General features: G+C 34.6%; 16 protein-coding genes. 2 read left to right on the top strand and 14 right to left on the bottom strand.

The features are described from left to right. Nucleotides 1–96: 96 nt before the first annotated feature. Nucleotides 97–963, bottom strand: coding sequence for a DegV family protein (locus tag AC1RPU_RS02455; RefSeq protein WP_481761318.1), 867 nt, complete (start codon nt 961–963; stop codon nt 97–99). Between the two features lie 27 nt (nt 964–990). Further along, the gene (locus AC1RPU_RS02460; protein WP_481761317.1) at nt 991–1,410 is read right to left on the bottom strand and encodes a MarR family winged helix-turn-helix transcriptional regulator; all 420 of its coding nucleotides are present in this window, start codon (nt 1,408–1,410) and stop codon (nt 991–993) included. Nucleotides 1,411–1,565: 155 nt separating this feature from the next. On the opposite strand from AC1RPU_RS02460, the gene AC1RPU_RS02465 reads away from it, so the two are divergent. Next, nucleotides 1,566–3,269 carry an NFACT RNA binding domain-containing protein gene (locus AC1RPU_RS02465; RefSeq protein WP_481761316.1) on the top strand — a complete coding sequence of 568 codons (1,704 nt, stop codon included), beginning with the start codon at nt 1,566–1,568 and terminating at the stop codon, nt 3,267–3,269. Nucleotides 3,270–3,311: 42 nt separating this feature from the next. On the opposite strand, the gene pyrE is transcribed toward AC1RPU_RS02465, so the two are convergent. From pyrE to AC1RPU_RS02520, 11 genes are all read right to left on the bottom strand, one after another. Next, entirely contained in the window at nt 3,312–3,938 is a 627-nt protein-coding gene (pyrE, locus tag AC1RPU_RS02470; RefSeq protein WP_481761315.1) for an orotate phosphoribosyltransferase, read from the bottom strand. Then, nucleotides 3,939–4,652 (bottom strand): orotidine-5'-phosphate decarboxylase, encoded by a 714-nt coding sequence (gene pyrF, locus AC1RPU_RS02475; protein WP_481761408.1) that lies wholly within the window; start codon nt 4,650–4,652, stop codon nt 3,939–3,941. 16 nt (nt 4,653–4,668) lie between these two features. Continuing rightward, a complete protein-coding gene (gene carB, locus AC1RPU_RS02480) occupies nt 4,669–7,854 on the bottom strand; it encodes a carbamoyl-phosphate synthase large subunit (protein WP_481761314.1) in 3,186 nt (1,061 codons plus the stop codon). 2 nt (nt 7,855–7,856) lie between these two features. Further along, nucleotides 7,857–8,933 (bottom strand): carbamoyl phosphate synthase small subunit, encoded by a 1,077-nt coding sequence (locus AC1RPU_RS02485; RefSeq protein WP_481761313.1) that lies wholly within the window; start codon nt 8,931–8,933, stop codon nt 7,857–7,859. Between the two features lie 3 nt (nt 8,934–8,936). After that, nucleotides 8,937–10,226: a dihydroorotase gene (locus AC1RPU_RS02490; RefSeq protein ID WP_481761312.1), complete on the bottom strand. Its 1,290-nt coding sequence runs from the start codon at nt 10,224–10,226 to the stop codon at nt 8,937–8,939. Beyond that, the gene (locus AC1RPU_RS02495; RefSeq protein WP_481761311.1) at nt 10,223–11,173 is read right to left on the bottom strand and encodes an aspartate carbamoyltransferase catalytic subunit; all 951 of its coding nucleotides are present in this window, start codon (nt 11,171–11,173) and stop codon (nt 10,223–10,225) included. Before AC1RPU_RS02495 ends, AC1RPU_RS02490 begins: the two co-directional genes overlap by 4 nt. A gap of 14 nt (nt 11,174–11,187) precedes the next feature. Further along, nucleotides 11,188–12,462 carry a solute carrier family 23 protein gene (locus tag AC1RPU_RS02500; protein WP_481761310.1) on the bottom strand — a complete coding sequence of 425 codons (1,275 nt, stop codon included), beginning with the start codon at nt 12,460–12,462 and terminating at the stop codon, nt 11,188–11,190. A gap of 136 nt (nt 12,463–12,598) precedes the next feature. After that, a complete protein-coding gene (gene pyrR / locus AC1RPU_RS02505; protein ID WP_481761309.1) occupies nt 12,599–13,144 on the bottom strand; it encodes a bifunctional pyr operon transcriptional regulator/uracil phosphoribosyltransferase PyrR in 546 nt (181 codons plus the stop codon). 146 nt (nt 13,145–13,290) lie between these two features. Beyond that, the gene (locus AC1RPU_RS02510) at nt 13,291–14,196 is read right to left on the bottom strand and encodes an RluA family pseudouridine synthase (RefSeq protein WP_409022551.1); all 906 of its coding nucleotides are present in this window, start codon (nt 14,194–14,196) and stop codon (nt 13,291–13,293) included. Continuing rightward, nucleotides 14,193–14,636 (bottom strand): signal peptidase II, encoded by a 444-nt coding sequence (gene lspA / locus AC1RPU_RS02515; RefSeq protein ID WP_481761308.1) that lies wholly within the window; start codon nt 14,634–14,636, stop codon nt 14,193–14,195. The genes AC1RPU_RS02510 and lspA overlap by 4 nt, the downstream gene beginning before the upstream one ends. Before the next feature lie 22 nt (nt 14,637–14,658). Continuing rightward, nucleotides 14,659–16,317, bottom strand: a complete 1,659-nt coding sequence (locus AC1RPU_RS02520) for a formate--tetrahydrofolate ligase (RefSeq protein WP_481761307.1) — start codon at nt 16,315–16,317, stop codon at nt 14,659–14,661. Between the two features lie 137 nt (nt 16,318–16,454). Between AC1RPU_RS02520 and AC1RPU_RS02525 the strand changes: the two genes are divergently transcribed. Continuing rightward, entirely contained in the window at nt 16,455–16,661 is a 207-nt protein-coding gene (locus AC1RPU_RS02525) for a cold shock domain-containing protein (RefSeq protein WP_409022794.1), read from the top strand. Between the two features lie 62 nt (nt 16,662–16,723). Here the strand turns inward: AC1RPU_RS02525 and purD are convergent, their stop codons facing one another. After that, nucleotides 16,724–17,986 (bottom strand): phosphoribosylamine--glycine ligase, encoded by a 1,263-nt coding sequence (gene purD / locus AC1RPU_RS02530; RefSeq protein ID WP_481761306.1) that lies wholly within the window; start codon nt 17,984–17,986, stop codon nt 16,724–16,726. Nucleotides 17,987–17,995: the final 9 nt, after the last annotated feature.

Raw genomic sequence — 17,995 nt, forward strand, 5'->3', positions numbered from 1 at the left:
CCGACATACTATTATCTAGTCACAGTTACATCTTAATTATTATTTGAAAACAAAAAACTAACAACCGATTAAACCGGTTGTTAGTTTTAATAACTCTTAAGCTTGATCAAAGTCTTTAATCCACGCTAATGCTAATGCTTTTTCACCTAAATGTGTCCCAATGACTGGTCCAAAGTAACTGATATCAAATGTCATATCAGGATATTTCTTCTTCATTTTAGTCTGCCACTTAATTGCTGACGTTTCATCATTTGCATGAATAATAAGTCCACGTAAAGGATAATCAACAGATGCACGATGCTCTTCAAATAAATCTTCTACACGCTTAATTGCCTTCTTAGTTGATCTAATCTTTTCAAATGCAACAATTTTATTTGAAACACTATCAAATGTTAAAATTGGCTTAATTTTAAGAACACTTCCAATAAAGGCTGAAGCATTAGACAAACGACCGCCTCGTACAAGATTTTGCAAATCATCAACAATGAAATATTCACCTAACGTTGTCTTCAAATCATCTAATCGGGCAATGATATCATCGATAGAGGCATCTTCTTTAGCCATTTTAGCAGCTTCCAAAGCTAAATATCCCATTAACATAACTGTGATACCAGAATCATACGGTATCACACGAGTTGACTCAATTGTTGGTGCTATATTTTTTAAATTATCAATAAATCCTGAAATTGTATTTGTTAAATGAATACTTAAAATAATATCATAGCCTTCGCTACCTAATTTATCATATAAGTTAATCATTTCCCCAACAGAAGGCTGTGAGGTACTTGGAAAGGATGCAGATGTCTTTAATTTTTCATAGAATCCTTCAGTTGTAATATCAACGCCTTCATTATAAATTTTATTGTCAATAATGACTGGGATAGGAATTATAGTAATATTGTTCTCTTCAATCTGATCTTTAGATAGGTACGAAGTACTATCTGTTACAATTGCTATTTTCATTAATTAAACACCTCATTTTATGACGGTTTAAACGTCAGTCCTCGTTAGACTTTTGTCTAAGCGATTTAATAATATTCTTAATAAATTTTGTTCATCTTCTGGCCACTTTTCAAAAATAGTTGCTTCAAGTTCAGTAAAACCTTTATCAACTGCTTTTGACGACTCAACGCCGATTTCAGTCATTGTATAAATCAATTGGCGTTTATCGTCACCGATACTATGCTTATCAAGCATTTCTTTTTCAACTAAGCGTTTTAATTGTCGACTTAGTGTTGAGATATCTAGATCTGTTTCTACGGCCAATTTTTCCTGTGTGTTAAATTTAGCACTTATTTTCTTTAATAACTGCCACTCAGATATTGTTAATTGATTTTTTTTAGTTAAACGTTGTAAAATCACTTTATACTGTTTATCAATTGATAGTAAGTTTTCAAGACTTGTTTTCATTTTGTTGACCCCTTAAATTCGATATACCTTGCATTATACAATATATAGACTAAAAATGGCAAGAAAACTATTCAATAATGATTCTTTGCGATTTATCGTTTAAAACGTTACACTTGTAGTTATTAAACATATTTTATAGAAAGTGAGTTGATTAAATGTCATTTGATGGCGTTTTTACTCATGCAATGATTAGTGAACTAAGAACCAAACTAATCGGTGGTCGGGTCTCAAAAATATCACAACCCTACCCTAATGAGGTTATTATTACAATTCGTGCAAATAGAAAGAATCAACCCTTACTATTATCTGCACATTCAAGTTATGCTCGTGCACAAATTACAAATATTCCCTATTCAAATCCTAAAACACCAACTAATTTTACTATGATGCTTCGTAAATATTTAGAGAGCGGTCAACTTGTAGCAATTGATCAGATTGCTAATGATCGTATTATTAATTTTTCATTTTTAACTAGAAATGAACTTGGTGATGAACAACCTCTAATTTTAAGTTTAGAAATGATGGGACGTTATAGTAATTGTCTACTAATTAATCCAACTAATGATAAGGTTTTGGATACCATTAAACATATTAGTTCAGACCAAAATCGATATCGTATGCTAATACCTGGTGCAACCTATCGTCAGCCACCAGCTCAAGATAAATTAAATCCATTTACAGATACAACTGATACATTTAAAAAACTTTTATCCGAGTTTCCAAATAAGGAAGTCCTAGCGAAGGAACTTCAAAATAGCTATCAAGGTCTCGCTGGTCAATCTAGTTTAGATCTTGCAACTGCACTTCATACTAATGTTGAAGACCCTAGTGTCAGCTGGTCAACTTTCTTCACACAATTTGATACACCGACACCAACTATTTTATCTGGCAAACGTCTTGATTTTTCGGCCATTCCAAATAAAGAAATTGGTACTGGTCAAGAATTCGATTCATTAAGCGAAATGCTGGATACTTACTATCTCGATAAAGCAAATAAAGACCGCGTTCAACAACAAGGTAGCCATTTAATCCGCGTTGTTAAAAATGAGCTCAAAAAGAACCGTGGTAAACAAAAAAAATTAGAAAAAACTTTAAAAAATACTGAAACAGCGGATCAATTACGGGTCCAAGGTGAATTATTAACTACTTATCTTCACTTAGTTAAACAAGGAATGACAGAAGTTTCATTACCTAATTTCTATGATAATGAAAAAGAAATGACCATTCAATTATCCAATCAAATTTCACCTTCAAAAAATGCACAAAAATATTTTAAAAAATATCAAAAACAAAAGAATGCAGTTATATTTGTTAATGAGCAACTTCTCCTAAATAAAAAAGAAATTGCTTACTTAGAAGAAATTCAATCAGAAATCGAGTTAGCTGAACCTAAAGACTTACCAGATATTAAGGTTGAATTACAACAACAAGGTTTATTAAAAGAACAAAAATTGAATAAAAATAAAAAAGCAATTAAAATTAAAATAAGTAAACCAGATGAATATTATGCAACAGATGGAACCCTTATCTCTGTTGGTAAGAATAATCTTCAAAATGATCAACTAACCATGAAGACAGCCAATAAATCTGACATCTGGCTACATGCTAAAAACATTCCTGGTTCCCATGTAATTATTCACAGTTCTAATCCTAGTGATGAAACAGTCACAGAAGCGGCTAACTTAGCTGCTTATTTCTCAAAATATCGTCAATCAGCATCTGTTCCAGTAGATTATATCCAAGTTAAACGGATTAAAAAGCCCAATGGCTCAAAGCCAGGTTTTGTTGTCTACGAAGGTCAAAACTCAACCTTTATTACACCAGACTTACAAAAAATTATGGCTATGCGTCGTAAATAAAAAGTTTCAACTAAGAAATTATTCTTAGTTGAAACTTTTTTACTATAACCAATTACTTGGATTGATACGCCATTTATCCAATAATAATTTTTCATCAGAATTAATTTTTTCTTGTTCCTTAGCTACTTTAATAAGTGTTGAATAATTAGTTAATGTCTCAAAAGGTGTTTTAATATCAGCAAAATTTGTCGTACTTGCCGCTAGTTCATAACTAAAAATACCGATGACACCTAGAACATCAGCGCCTTCATTTTTTGCTGCATTAACTGCTTGAATAACACTTCCACCAGTTGAAATGAGATCATCAATTAAAATAGTTTTTTGTCCTTTGATTAATCGTCCTTCAATTTGTTGACCAGTACCATGATCTTTAGGCTTTGTTCTAACATAAATTAACGGTAAATTTAATTCATTAGCAATCCATGCTGCATGGGGTATTCCTGCAGTTGCCGTTCCTGCAATTACCTCTGTATCAGGATATTTTTCACGAATAATACCTGCTATGCCTTTAGCGATTCTAGTACGAATTTCAGGATAACTAATCGTTAACCGATTATCACAATAAATTGGACTTTTTAGTCCACTTGCCCAAATAAACGGCTTCTTTGGCGATAAAGTTACGGCACCAATCTCTAATAAATCACTGGCAACTGTCTCTGCTAAATTCATTTAAGCTTCCTCCCACATTTTTTTGATTGCTTGGTAAGCAGCAAACGGATCTACTGCTTGCGTTATTGATCGTCCGACAACGATGGCGCTACTTTGATTTCTTTTTGCAGCAGCTGGTGTCATTACTCTTTTTTGATCACTTACTGCCTGCCCTTCCAATCGTATTCCAGGTGTGACTGCCAAAAAGTTTTTGGAAGTTGCTTCCTTAATTATTTTAGCTTCTTGTGCTGAACAAACAACACCCGCTAATCCAGCTAATTCTGTTAACTTAGCGTAATTAACGACACTTTCAATTAATGGTCGTTCAACCAATTGTTCCGTTTCTAGTTGTTCTTGGCTGGTAGAAGTTAATTGTGTAATTGCGATTATTTTCGGCATTTTTATTGAGGAATTACCTTGGTCTAATCCATCTAATGCATATTTCATCATTTCAACGCCACCAGCCGCATGGACTGTTGTTAATGAAATACCTAGTCGACTTAAACTGGTCATAGTTTGCCGAACAGTATTTGGAATATCATGACATTTTAAATCAAGAAAAATGTCATGCCCCTGATCAATTAATTCTTCAACAAAACGAGTTCCTTCACTGTAAAACAATTCCATACCAACTTTAACAAATAGTTGTTCATCTTGAGGAAATAACTGTAAAAAATCTGTCGTTTGCATTCTATTCTGAAAATCTAAAGCAATGATAGGTCGATTAATCATTATCTACTCCCCTTAATTTTTATAGTGCTGCTACTGAAAATGACTGGCTTTCTAACGCTTGAATAAGTACATCAACAGTTTGTAAAGATGTAAACAATGGAATATGTTGCATTACTGATATTTTACGCGTTTGATAACCATATGATGCTTTATCGTGATCATCTGATAGTGTATCGATAACAAATTGAACGGTTCCAGTTTGTAACAAATTATTAATATCATCTAATTGTCGGTTAACGCTTAATGCCTCTGTACTGGTAAACGTTTTAATCTGATTATCTAAAAAGAAATCAACCATTTTTGGTAATGTTAAAACTTTGTAACCAAGTAAAACAAATCGTTGAACAAGTGGTAATATAGCATTTTTATTTTTGTCGTTAACATTTACTAATACGGAACCATTACCTGATAAACTAATATTAGCGGCTACTAATGCTTTGCAGAGTGCTTTAGAAAATGTTTGATCCGTTCCCATAACTTCCCCGGTTGATTTCATTTCTGGTCCTAGAAATGGATCAACATCATTCAATTTACTAAATGAGAACACAGGCGCTTTTACATGAACAGAACTAGATTCTGGGTATAAACCATCCTGGTAACCTTGTTCTTGCAAATCATAACCTAATATAATTTTAGTCGCTACCTGGGTCATTTTAATACCTGTTACTTTACTTAAAAATGGAACGGTACGACTGGCACGTGGATTAACTTCTAAAATATAAAGTTCATCTTGATGCACAATAAATTGAAGGTTCATTAATCCCACACATTTTAGTTCAAGTGCAATCTTTTTAGTTGCATTAACGATTTCTGCTTTAATCTTGTCTGATAGATGTTGTGATGGATATACAGCCATTGAGTCGCCTGAATGAATTCCAGCATGTTCAATATGCTCCATAATTCCTGGAATTAAGACAGAAACACCATCACAAATTGCATCTACTTCACACTCAATACCTTCAAGATAACTATCAATTAAGATTGGATGTTGTGGTGCGATTTTAACGTTATTTAGCAAATATAATTCGAGTTCAACCTGATTTTGAACAATCTCCATTGCACGTCCACCTAAAACATAGCTAGGTCTAACAAGAACGGGATAACCGATTTCTGTTGCTCGCTTAAGCACATCTTCTTGTGTTATTGCAGTCTTACCAATGGGTTGTTTTAATCCTAGATGCTTAATCGCTCGGTTGAATGACTCTCTATCCTCAGCACGATCCAAATTGTTAACAGACGTTCCTAATATTTTAATGCCATACTGTTGTAATCCCGCAGCAAGATTAATTGCTGTCTGTCCACCAAACTGAACGATTACACCTAAAGGTTTATCAACATCAATCACATTTAAAACATCTTCCAATGTTAATGGTTCAAAATATAATTTATCAGCGATTGAAAAATCAGTTGAAACGGTTTCTGGATTACTATTCATGATAATTGCTTCATATCCTGCGTCACGGATAGCTCTAACACAATGAACTGTTGCGTAATCAAATTCAACACCTTGACCAATTCTAATGGGACCAGAACCAATAACCATAATTGCTTGTTTTTTACTCTTTAAACTCTCATTCTCATGTTCGTACGTACTATAAAAGTATGGTGTGGCTGATTCAAATTCCGCAGCACAGGTATCAACCATTTTATAAACTGGAATAATATTATTTTCTATTCTAAACTTTCTAATATCCTCCGAAGTTTCGTGCCAAATATCAGCAATAACTTTATCACTAAAACCATGTTTTTTAGCTTCAATAAGGACGTCAATATCTTTAATATTGATACTTAGCGACATTTCAATTTCGACTATGTGTTTTAATTTATCCAAAAAGACTAAATTTATTTTTGTTAGTTTTTCAATTTCTTCAATTGTGTACCCGCGACGTATTGCTTCTGTTAAATAAAACAATCTCTGGTCAGTTGCATTAACCAACTGGTTTTCAAGTTGGGAGTCAGTTGCATTTTGAGCATTATCTAAGCACAAGTAATCTTCATCAATTTCTAAAGATCGAACTGCTTTTAACAAGCTTTCTTCCATATTACGACCAATTGCCATAACCTCACCAGTTGCCTTCATTTGCGTTCCAAGTGAACGATTTGCTCGATTGAACTTATCAAATGGCCAACGTGGTATTTTAGCAACAACGTAGTCCAATGCTGGTTCGAATTCAGCAAAAGTTGTTTTAGTCACTGGATTTAAAATCTCATCTAAATTCAATCCAACTGCTATTTTGGCAGCTATCTTCGCAATTGGGTATCCCGTTGCTTTTGAAGCTAATGCTGATGAACGACTTACACGCGGATTAACTTCTATAATATTATATTTAAAACTATGAGGATCTAGAGCAAGTTGTACATTACAACCACCTTCTATTTTTAAGGCCCTAATTAATTTCAAGGATACGTCTCGTAACATCTGATACTCTCTATCAGATAAGGTTTGAGTTGGTGCAAAGACAATAGAGTCTCCTGTATGAATACCAACAGGATCAAAATTTTCCATGCTACAAACAACAATTGCATTATCAGCGTGGTCTCGCATAACCTCAAATTCAATTTCCTTGTATCCTGCAATACTCTTTTCTATCAAGCATTGTGTTGTTGGTGATAGCTCTAATCCATTAACAACCGTTTTACTAAGTTCTTCAGCTGTTTTACATAGACCACCACCAGTCCCACCCATTGTAAATGCAGGTCTAACAATAACTGGGTATCCTGCAATATCTGCAAATTCTAGCGCACTCTCTAAGGTTTCAACAGTTAGTGATTCCGGAACGGGTTCATTTAACTCTTGCATTAATTGTTTAAATTGTTCACGATCTTCAGCTTGATCAATTGATTTTAATTTAGTACCTAATAATTCAATGTTTAATTCATCTAATATACCTGATTGAGACAATTCCATAGCTAAATTAAGGCCAATTTGACCACCTAAAGTTGGTACAATGGCATCTGGATACTCTTTACGTAAAATACCTGAAACTGATTCTACCGTTAAAGGTTCAATGTACACTTCGTCTGCAACTTCTTTATCCGTCATAATTGTAGCTGGATTGGAATTCACTAAAACAACTTCGTAACCCTCTTCTTTTAAAGATAAACAAGCTTGTGTACCAGAATAATCAAACTCTGCGGCCTGACCAATAATAATAGGACCAGATCCAAGAACCATTATTTTATGGATATCATTTCTCTTAGGCATATTTATTTTCTCCCAACTCGGTTTATCATTTCAATAAATTCATCAAATAAATAATCTGCATCATGTGGACCAGGCGCAGCATCCGGATGAAATTGGACACTAAATGCTGGATCAGTTTTATGTTTAATTCCTTCAACAGACTCGTCATTAATTTCACGATGTGTCACTATCAGTTTATCTGAATCGATAGAATCGCTATCCACCGCAAATCCATGATTTTGTGAGGTGAAATCAATTCGTCCAGTTGCAATTTCTCTAACCGGATGATTAAATCCACGATGTCCGAATTTCATTTTATATGTATCTGCACCGTTTGCTAGTGCTAGTAACTGATGTCCTAAACAAATACCAAAAATCGGAAATTTAGGTTGTATCATTTTGATCATCTCAACAACCTCCGGTAAAGTTTTGGGATCCCCTGGCCCATTCGATAATAGGACACCATCAGGTTGTAAATCAGATATTTGTTTTGCAGTTGCATTATACGGTAAAACAATTACGTTGCAATCACGCTTAGATAACTCTCGCAAAATACTGTGCTTTAACCCAAAATCGACTAATACAATGTTTAATTTTGTTCCAGGATTAGGATAGGGTTTAATCGTTGAAACTTGTTGGACGATATTTTGGTTGAGTACAGTTGCACTCATTGCATCAAAGGCATGATTTAAATCAGCATCGGAATCAATAATGCTTCCTTTCATCGTTCCTACATTTCGTAATTTCTTTGTTAATTCGCGTGTATCAATGCCATATATTCCAGGAATATCCTTCTGTTTTAAAAATTCATCTAAGGTTAATTGTTGACGCCAATTGCTAGAAACCCTAGCAACATTATTAACGATAACGCCCTTGCATGAAGGTTCTATTGATTCATAATCATCCAAATTAACACCATAATTACCAATAATAGGATTAGTAAACGTGATAATTTGATTACTGAATGATTGATCTGTAATCGTTTCTTGGTACCCTGTCATTCCAGTCGTAAAAACGACTTCGCCAGTAGTTGAGGCCATTGCTCCAAAACTAAATCCTTTAAAAATACTTCCGTCTTCTAAAATTAAGAATCGTTTCATGATTTACTCAACCTTTCGACTATCATATTTGATTTCACCGCTAACTAGCGTTAACATTGTTTTCCCATAAATTTTTTGCCCTGTAAAAGGACTATTTTTACCTTTTGAGACATAATCTGCTTCATTAATTGTTTGCTCATTTTTGATATCAAAAATTGCAATATCTGCTACTGAACCAGGCTCAAACGTACCACCATTTAGATTAAACTGTTTGGCTGGCGCTTCACTCATTAGAACAATAAGTTGGGCTAATGTTAAAATCCCTGTTTTAACCATTCTTGTATATAACAACGGAAAGGCCGTTTCACTTCCAGTTATACCAAAAGCGGCATTAAGCATGCTACCGCGTTTTTCATCTTCACTATGTGGTGCATGATCTGTCGCAATCATATCGATTGTGCCATCTAATAATCCCTCGATCAAAGCTAGGCGATCTTCTTCAGTTCGTAATGGGGGGTTCATTTTAAAATTACCATTATCCATATGAATGTCTGAATCCGTTAATAATAAATGATGTGGTGAAACTTCACAGGAAACATTAATTCCATGACTCTTAGCAAGTCGAATTAATTCCACACTTTCTTTTGTAGAAACGTGACACATATGATAGTGAACACCCGTTTTTTGTGCAAGCATTAAATCTCGGGCTAATTGTGATGATTCTACAACCCCCATAATACCAGGTAGCCCTAGATTTTTTGCACGAACACCTTCGTTCATGACGCCACCAAATAATAATGAGTTATCTTCAACATGAGAGACAAGTGGTAAATTAACCTTTACTGCTTCTTTCATTGCAAGATACATTGTTCCAGCTGTCTGAATACCTGAGCCATCATTTGTAAAGGCGAATGCCCCGGCTTTTTTTAATTCTCCAAAATTTACTAATTCTTCAGAAGTTCTACCTTTGGTAATTGCAGCATATTGGGAAATATGTACTTGTCCGTCTTTTTGATTACGTCGCTTTATTTCAGCAAAATGTTCTAACGTATCAGGAACAGGATCTAAATTAGGCATGGCTCCTACTGTGGTAAAACCACCTCGGGCAGCGGCCTGACTTCCTGTCTTAATCGTCTCTTTGTATTCAAATCCAGGTTCCCTGTAATGGACATGAACGTCAATTAACCCGGGTACAACAATTAAATGTTCTGCATCAATAACTAAATCAACATTTAACAGTTCATCAGCTAAATTAGTGCCAATTGCTTTAATTTTGTCGTCTTCAATCAAGATATCTTGTTGGCTAAAACTATGATTCAAAAAAACGGTTCCGTTTTTAATTAATTTCTTCATGCTCTATTAGCCTCCATTAAATGACGTCCGTTAATGACAGCTTCTAAAATGGCCATTCTAACAAATACCCCATTCGTCATTTGTTTTACAAATCGTGATTGTTCACATTCAACTAATTCACTGGCTAATTCTACATCTCTATTAATCGGACCCGGATGCATAATAATTGTTTGTTTTTTTAATTTTTTACCGCGTTCAATACTTAATCCAAATTTTTCATGATAATTCTTTTTCGAAAATTTACTATCATCCGTATGACGCTCATGTTGGACACGTAGCATCATCATAACATCAACTTCACCAACTAATTCGTCCATTTCTAAATACTGACCGTATGCTTCAAATTCTTCAGAAAACCATTCCTTTGGACCTGAAAAGTATAATGAAGCACCTAATTTTTTTAATAATTGCATATTACTTTTAGCAACTCTCGAATTAGTTAAATCTCCTACAATTGCAACTTTTAAGTCTTTAAATGTCCCAAACTCTTCTTTAATCGTCATCATATCGAGTAAACATTGTGAAGGATGTTGTCCACTCCCATCTCCACCATTGATAATACCAACTCCCAAATCATTATCACCAATTAATTGTTGATAATATTCATTCTCAGGATGGCGGATAACTGCGATTTGAGTCCCAATAGCACCCATTGTTAAAACAGTATCGTATAAAGTTTCACCTTTACTGAGTGCACTAATACTTGGATTAAATGAGACAATGTTTAATTTCATACGTTGCTCAGCTACTTCAAAGCTACTATGTGTTCTGGTACTATTTTCAAAAAATAAATTTGTTGTAAAGATAGGATGTTTTAAGTTAAATAATGACGGATTTCGTTTAAACTTTTCAGCTCTTTCAATTAATGCTTCAACTTCTTCTGTAGATAGATCCTCGATTGATACTAAATGTTGTAACTGAACTAAATTTGTCTTTTTATCTAACAAAATATCATCTCCTATTATTTTTCGCTTTTAGCTTCTTTAGGTAAAATAAGGTTTAGTGCAATACCTACTACTGTTGCAAGTGCAATACTTGTTAATTGTAAATCGCCTACTTTTAAGTACATGCCACCAATTCCTAACACTAGGATACTGGCAGTAATCATCAGATTATGCTTTTTATCATAATCAATTTGATTATCGATTAAGATTCTTAACCCACTTGAAGCAATAACACCAAAGAGTAGAAAACTAATACCACCAATAACTGGTCCTGGAATACTTTGAATCAAAGCACTAATTTTTCCAACGAAACTAAAGACAATGGCGAAGAATGCGGCGCCACCAATCACCCAAATACTATGAACCTTAGTCATGGCTAAAACACCAATATTTTCACCGTACGAAGTTGTTGGAGGACCTCCAACAAATCCAGCAATAATTGATGATACACCATCACCGAAAAGGGTTCTATTTAGTCCAGGATCCTTGAAAAAGTTTCTTTTCGTTAATTTATTTAAAACCATTATATGACCCATATGCTCAGTCATTGTGACAAATGCGATTGGTGCCATACCAATAATGGCGCTCCAATAAATTTTAGGTTGGTAATTTATAAATGCAACATCGAATGCAGGTAATGTAAGCCAATTTGCCTTTTCTACCGTAGAAAAATCAACGATTCCACATAAGACGGCCATAATGTAGCCACAGACAATTCCTAATAAAATGGGAATTAAACTAATGAATCCTTTAAGATACATATTGAAAAATATTGTAATGGCCAGGGTGAAGATTGCGACCCAAACATATTTAATATCATAAGTACCCGATTTTAACATCGCGTTACTTGCTGCTGTTGTTGCCATAGATAATCCGATGACCATGACAACTGGCCCCACGACAACTGGTGGTAAAATACGATCAAGCCAACCTGAACCAACTTTTCCGATAATAATTGAAACAATCAGATAAACTAATCCAGCTGCAATCGTTCCTTGAGCAACCGCCGGATAACCGGATGTTTTCATTAACATTTGCATAACCGCAATAAAAGCAAAACTTGAACCAAGGTAAGCTGGAATTTTACCATTTGTAATTCCGATATAAACCAAAGTACCTACACCTGAACTAAATAAAGCAATACTTGGGTTCAAACCGACTAGAATAGGTACTAAAACTGTTGCTCCAAACATCGTGAACAAATGTTGAATTGATAATCCCATCCATTGCCCAAATGATGGTCTATCATGGATATCAAGTACAGCATCATCATTTCTAAACTTTTCTTTCATTTTCTCATTTCCTTTCTATATAAAAAACGCACCTCTATAGAGAGATGCGTTCGAAGTTGAAATCTAGTTTGGGCCTACGTTATTCCCTAATAGATTTCTAAATCGTTTGCTCTCTCTGGAACATCTTAACGATTTATTATTTAATTCTTTCAATTTCAATTGAGTCTTTGCCATCAATTTCTTCTACTGAAACTGATACTTGTTCATCTGACGAGGTAGGAATATTTTTCCCAACATAATCAGCTCTTATTGGTAATTCTCTATGGCCTCGATCAACAAGAACGGCTAAATTAATAGTTTGAGGTCTTCCTTGATCCATTAAAGCATCAAGTGCAGCTCTAATTGTACGTCCAGTATATAAAACATCATCAATTAATATAACTTGCTTACCTGTAATATCAAAATCAATTTGTTCACCTTGCGTATTAACAGTTGGTTCATTACCTAAACTTGCATCATGTCGGTCATCACGATAAAGTGCAATATCTAGTGAACCCACTGAAACATCAGCACCTTCAAGTTGTTTTAAGCGATCCGCAATTCGTCTTGCTAAATAGATGCCTCTTGTTTTGATTCCAATCAGTACCAGATTATCAATACCTTTATTCTTTTCAATAATTTCGTATGTCATTCTGGTTAAAGCACGTTTCATACCTAACGAATCTACTACTTCTTTTGCCATCTAGTATTCCTCCTTTTTTCCAATAAAAAAGCCCCCTAATCTAAAAATACTTAGACTAAGAGGCAGACTTCTAGAAAAGAAATCTATTCGCACATTACCTTTTAGTCTCACAGGACTATTTTAAAGGAACTTTATTGATTTTCATGTTACCTGATAGCGTTTGTTTTGTCAAGATAATCCAGCGTACTTTTAAAAATAGGTGGGATTGGTACTTCAAAAATAAGCTCTTTACCCGTTGTTGGATGCTTAAATCCAAGCTTAGCTGCATGTAAAAATTGACCATGCCCTTTAATTGTTTTACGTGACCCATATAAGGGATCACCTACAACTGGGTGCCCAATATATTGCATGTGAACACGAATTTGATGTGTACGACCTGTTTCTAACTGACACTTAATAAGTGAGTAGTTTTCATAATTTTTTTCCACTTTAAAATGTGTCACTGCTGGACGTCCATCTTTAACAACCGCTTGCTTCATACGATCTTTTGGTGAACGACCGAGTGGTGCTTTAATAATTCCTGATTCTTCTTTAATCGGTTGGTGTACTAAAGCAATATATTCACGAATATTCGTTTTTGCTTTCAATTGAGCAGCTAATGATTGATGTGCTTTATCATTTTTAGCAACCATTAAAAGTCCAGAAGTATCCTTATCAATTCGATGAACAATTCCTGGTCTAAAGGCACCATTAATTGTTGATAAAGGACTATGGAATAATAATGCATTAACTAATGTACCATCTGCATGCCCCGGTGATGGATGAACAACCATACCTTGCGGTTTATTCACAACAATAACATCATCATCTTCATAAACAATGTCTAATGGGATATCTTGTGGTATTAAATCTAACTCAACTGGTTCAGGTTCTACTAAATTAATTTTATCTCCTGGTTGGACGGCATATTTAGTCTTTTCTGTTTTACCATTAACTAAAATATCGCCACTTTCAATCCAGCGTTGTACTTTTGATCTAGATATTTCAGGCATTAACTTCGCAATAACCTTATCGAGACGTCCTGTCTCATCTTGAATTACTAATTCTGTCATTTATCGTCTTCCTTTAAAACAATTATTAATAAAATGATAACGCCAACTGTTAACGCAGTATCCGCCACGTTAAAAATTGGAAAGTTAACAAAATCTGTTTGAAACATATCAACAACATAACCAAATCTCAATCGATCAATAAAGTTGCCTAATGTTCCAGCAATCATCAATGTAATGCTGAACTTATAGCCCATGTTTGTTCTATATTTATAAAAGTAATAAATCATTAATCCTAATGCTAAAACAGAAACAATAAAAAAGAACCATTGTTTTCCAGCCAGTAAACTCCAAGCTGCACCATCGTTTCTAATATTAGCAATCGATAAAAAATTAGGTATAACTGTTTGACTCGTGTTCAACGCAATATTAGCTGAAACCACGTATTTCACTACTTGATCTACAACTAAAATAATTATTGCTAATAATGCATATAAAATCATATTAAATCCTCTTAATTCTTAATTAATATAACCCTGAAATTAGGCCATTATCGTCAATATCCATATGATTTGCAGCTGGATCTTTAGGTAATCCAGGCATCGTTAGGACATTTCCAGTTAGTGCAACTAAGAAACGCGATCCTAATTTAGGATTAAATTCACGTATATGAATTGTAAATTCCGTAGGTGCTCCTAACAGTTTAGCATTATCTGACAATGAATACTGTGTTTTTGCCATACAAATAGGTAATTTATCCCATCCCAATTCTTTAAACTGACGTAATTGCTGTTTTGCTTTAGGTGCATATTCAACTTTAGCGCCACCATAAATCGTTTTAACAATTTTTTCAATTTTAGTTTCAGCAGAATCATCAGCCTCGTACAATGCTTTAAATTCATGAATCTCATTCGTTGTTTCAATCACCTTTTTTGCTAAATCAAGAGCACCGGCACCACCTTGTCCCCAAACATCTGCAGGTATAGCGGAAACACCAATTTCAGAGGTAAGTTCAATCAAAGTTTGGACTTCAAGATCTGTATCAGCAGTAAACTTGTTAATAGCAACAACAACTGGAATGCCATAACGCTGCATACTTTCAACATGCTTCTTTAAATTAACAAATCCTGCTTTTAAAGCAGCAACATTTTCAGTATTCAATTCAGTTTTAGCAACTCCGCCATGCATTTTCAAAGCGCGGATTGTAGCAACAAGAACAATTGTATCAGGTGTCTTACCTAAGATTGGTGTTTTGATATCAAGAAATTTTTCAGCACCTAAGTCAGCCCCAAATCCCGCTTCCGTAATTGCATAGTCGCCCAATTGTAAGGCAGTTTGTGTTGCAAGAACACTATTACAGCCATGTGCGATATTAGCAAAAGGTCCGCCGTGAATAATGGCAGGTGTATGCTCTAAAGTCTGAACTAAATTAGGTTTAATTGCATCTTTTAATAACAAACTAATTGCACCAGTTACACCTAAATCAGCAACTGTAATTGGTTTTTTATCTATATTGTATGCTACAACAATATCACTGATTCTTGATTTTAGATCTTTAATATCTTTTGACAAACACAAAATAGCCATTAATTCACTGGCAACTGTAATATCAAATCCATCTTCTCTAGGTATCCCTTGCATTGGGCCACCAAGGCCTACTACAACATGGCGTAATGCACGATCGTTAATATCAAGTACTCGTTTCCAAATGATACGTCTTTGATCAATTTTTAAATCGTTACCTTGCTGAATATGATTATCAATCAAAGCAGCAAGTGTATTATTTGCAGTTGTTAAAGCATGCATATCACCTGTAAAGTGTAAATTAATATCTTCCATTGGGACAACTTGAGAATAACCACCACCAGTTGCGCCACCCTTCATCCCCATAACAGGACCTAAAGAAGGTTCTCTGAGAGCAATCATAACTTTCTCATTCAAACGATGCATAGCATCCCCTAAACCAACTGTTACGGTTGATTTACCTTCTCCAGCTGGAGTGGGACTAATTGCTGTAACGAGAATTAACTTAGAATTTTTATTTTTAGGTAAATCTAAAGGTAAGTTTATTTTTGCCTTAAAATTACCATATGGTTCAATATCAGTTTTTTTCAAACCAATCTCGTTAGCTACTTCTTCGATTGGTTTCATCACGTTTTTTTGTGCAATTTCTATATCGTTCAAATTGATCATCCCTTCATATTAAGTTCTTTTAAGTATAACTGAGAAAACTGCGATTGTCATTAGTTGCACTACTGGTTAAAGTTACCTATACTGTAGAAGTACTTAAACTTTACGACCAATTTTGGGAGGCGTTTGATATGGAATCTGGCATTGTTGAATGGTTTAGCGCACAAAAAGGTTATGGATTCATTGCTTATGGTGATGAAAAAGAGATATTTGTCCATTATACCGCTATACAATCTGACGCATTTAAAGTACTTGGAACTGGTCAAAATGTAACATTTGAAATTAAAGAAGGTAGCCGTGGTTTACAGGCCGCAAATGTTTCAATTGTCACTAATTAATCTGTCATAAACTCATAAAACGTTCATGCTTACTTGTACTATAAGTAAACATGAACGTTTTTTTATTTTAGATTCGCCCTATAACCAATATCCATTCTGTAAAATGTTTTGTGTGCTTCAAAATCAGCAATTAACTGATAAAGTTTCTGTTGTGCATCTGCCATGTCTACGCCTGATTCATGCATAATATAAATGCGTCCACCTGCACTAACTAATTTCTTATCAACTAATTTTACACCTGCAAAATCAATTCTGTTGGAAAGTGACTTAAAGTCACTTAAATTGGGTAATGTAATATTTTTTTCAGGATTTTCTGGATACCCATCAGCGGCAATAACGACACCTAGAGTGATTCCCTCTGTTTCCCATTGTAAAGATGGACTTTCATGCTGCAATAATTTTGAAATAACTAATGCAAAATCCGTTTTTAATCTTGGTAATACGACTTCAGTTTCGGGGTCGCCAAACCGAACATTGTATTCAATTACTTTTGGACCGTCTTTAGTTAAAATTACTCCCACATATAAAATACCTGTGAATGGAATACCACGTTTCATCATTTCATCCGCTGTTGGCTGAACAATTTTTTCAATTGATTCCGTAACAACATCTTCTGAAATTTGTGGAACTGGACAATATGCGCCCATTCCGCCGGTATTAGGACCATTATCTCCCTCAAATGCCCGTTTATGGTCTTGAGAAATTGGCATCGGATAAACTTTATCTCGATCAATAAATGCCATCAATGAAAATTCTTCACCCTCAAGGTACTCTTCAATTAATACTTCTGTTGTATTAAATTGTTGTTGGACTAAAAATGAACGCAAAGCATCAGTTGCTTCTGATAGATCTTGAGCAATAATAACGCCCTTACCACCAGCTAATCCATTTGCTTTAATAACTATTGGGAATGATTGGTGCGTCATATAATCTAATGCAGTCTGGTAATCGGTAAATGTCTGATAGTTAGCTGTCGGGATATTGGCTGACGCCATAACTTGTTTCGCAAATTCCTTTGACCCCTCTAACTGGGCAGCGGCTTTTGAAGGCCCATATATAACTAGGTTTTCTTCACGAAAAAAATCAGTTATGCCATCTATCAGTGGAATTTCTGGTCCAACAAAAGTCCAATCAATGTCATTTTCACGGACAAAGGTTGTCATGCCAATCCAATTAGTGATATCAATACCCACAGATTTAATCCCGTTGTTATTCATCCCAGGGTTTCCGGGTAAACAGTAAACATCTGAGACAGTATCACTTTCAATAAATTTACGTGCGATGGCATGTTCACGTCCGCCAGAACCAATAACTAAAATTTTCATTATTTAAAA

Source organism: Dellaglioa sp. CoH-55-MRSF-7 (genome assembly GCF_056782235.1).

Excerpts from the sequence above, each read along its gene's own strand:
- AC1RPU_RS02455 (WP_481761318.1), bottom strand. The coding sequence starts at position 963 with ATGAAAATAGCAATTGTAACAGATAGTACTTCGTACCTATCTAAAGAT.
- AC1RPU_RS02460 (WP_481761317.1), bottom strand. The coding sequence starts at position 1,410 with ATGAAAACAAGTCTTGAAAACTTACTATCAATTGATAAACAGTATAAA.
- AC1RPU_RS02465 (WP_481761316.1), top strand. The coding sequence starts at position 1,566 with ATGTCATTTGATGGCGTTTTTACTCATGCAATGATTAGTGAACTAAGA.
- pyrE (WP_481761315.1), bottom strand. The coding sequence starts at position 3,938 with ATGAATTTAGCAGAGACAGTTGCCAGTGATTTATTAGAGATTGGTGCC.
- carB (WP_481761314.1), bottom strand. The coding sequence starts at position 7,854 with ATGCCTAAGAGAAATGATATCCATAAAATAATGGTTCTTGGATCTGGT.
- AC1RPU_RS02485 (WP_481761313.1), bottom strand. The coding sequence starts at position 8,933 with ATGAAACGATTCTTAATTTTAGAAGACGGAAGTATTTTTAAAGGATTT.
- AC1RPU_RS02490 (WP_481761312.1), bottom strand. The coding sequence starts at position 10,226 with ATGAAGAAATTAATTAAAAACGGAACCGTTTTTTTGAATCATAGTTTT.
- AC1RPU_RS02500 (WP_481761310.1), bottom strand. The coding sequence starts at position 12,462 with ATGAAAGAAAAGTTTAGAAATGATGATGCTGTACTTGATATCCATGAT.
- pyrR (WP_481761309.1), bottom strand. The coding sequence starts at position 13,144 with ATGGCAAAAGAAGTAGTAGATTCGTTAGGTATGAAACGTGCTTTAACC.
- AC1RPU_RS02510 (WP_409022551.1), bottom strand. The coding sequence starts at position 14,196 with ATGACAGAATTAGTAATTCAAGATGAGACAGGACGTCTCGATAAGGTT.
- lspA (WP_481761308.1), bottom strand. The coding sequence starts at position 14,636 with ATGATTTTATATGCATTATTAGCAATAATTATTTTAGTTGTAGATCAA.
- AC1RPU_RS02525 (WP_409022794.1), top strand. The coding sequence starts at position 16,455 with ATGGAATCTGGCATTGTTGAATGGTTTAGCGCACAAAAAGGTTATGGA.
- purD (WP_481761306.1), bottom strand. The coding sequence starts at position 17,986 with ATGAAAATTTTAGTTATTGGTTCTGGCGGACGTGAACATGCCATCGCA.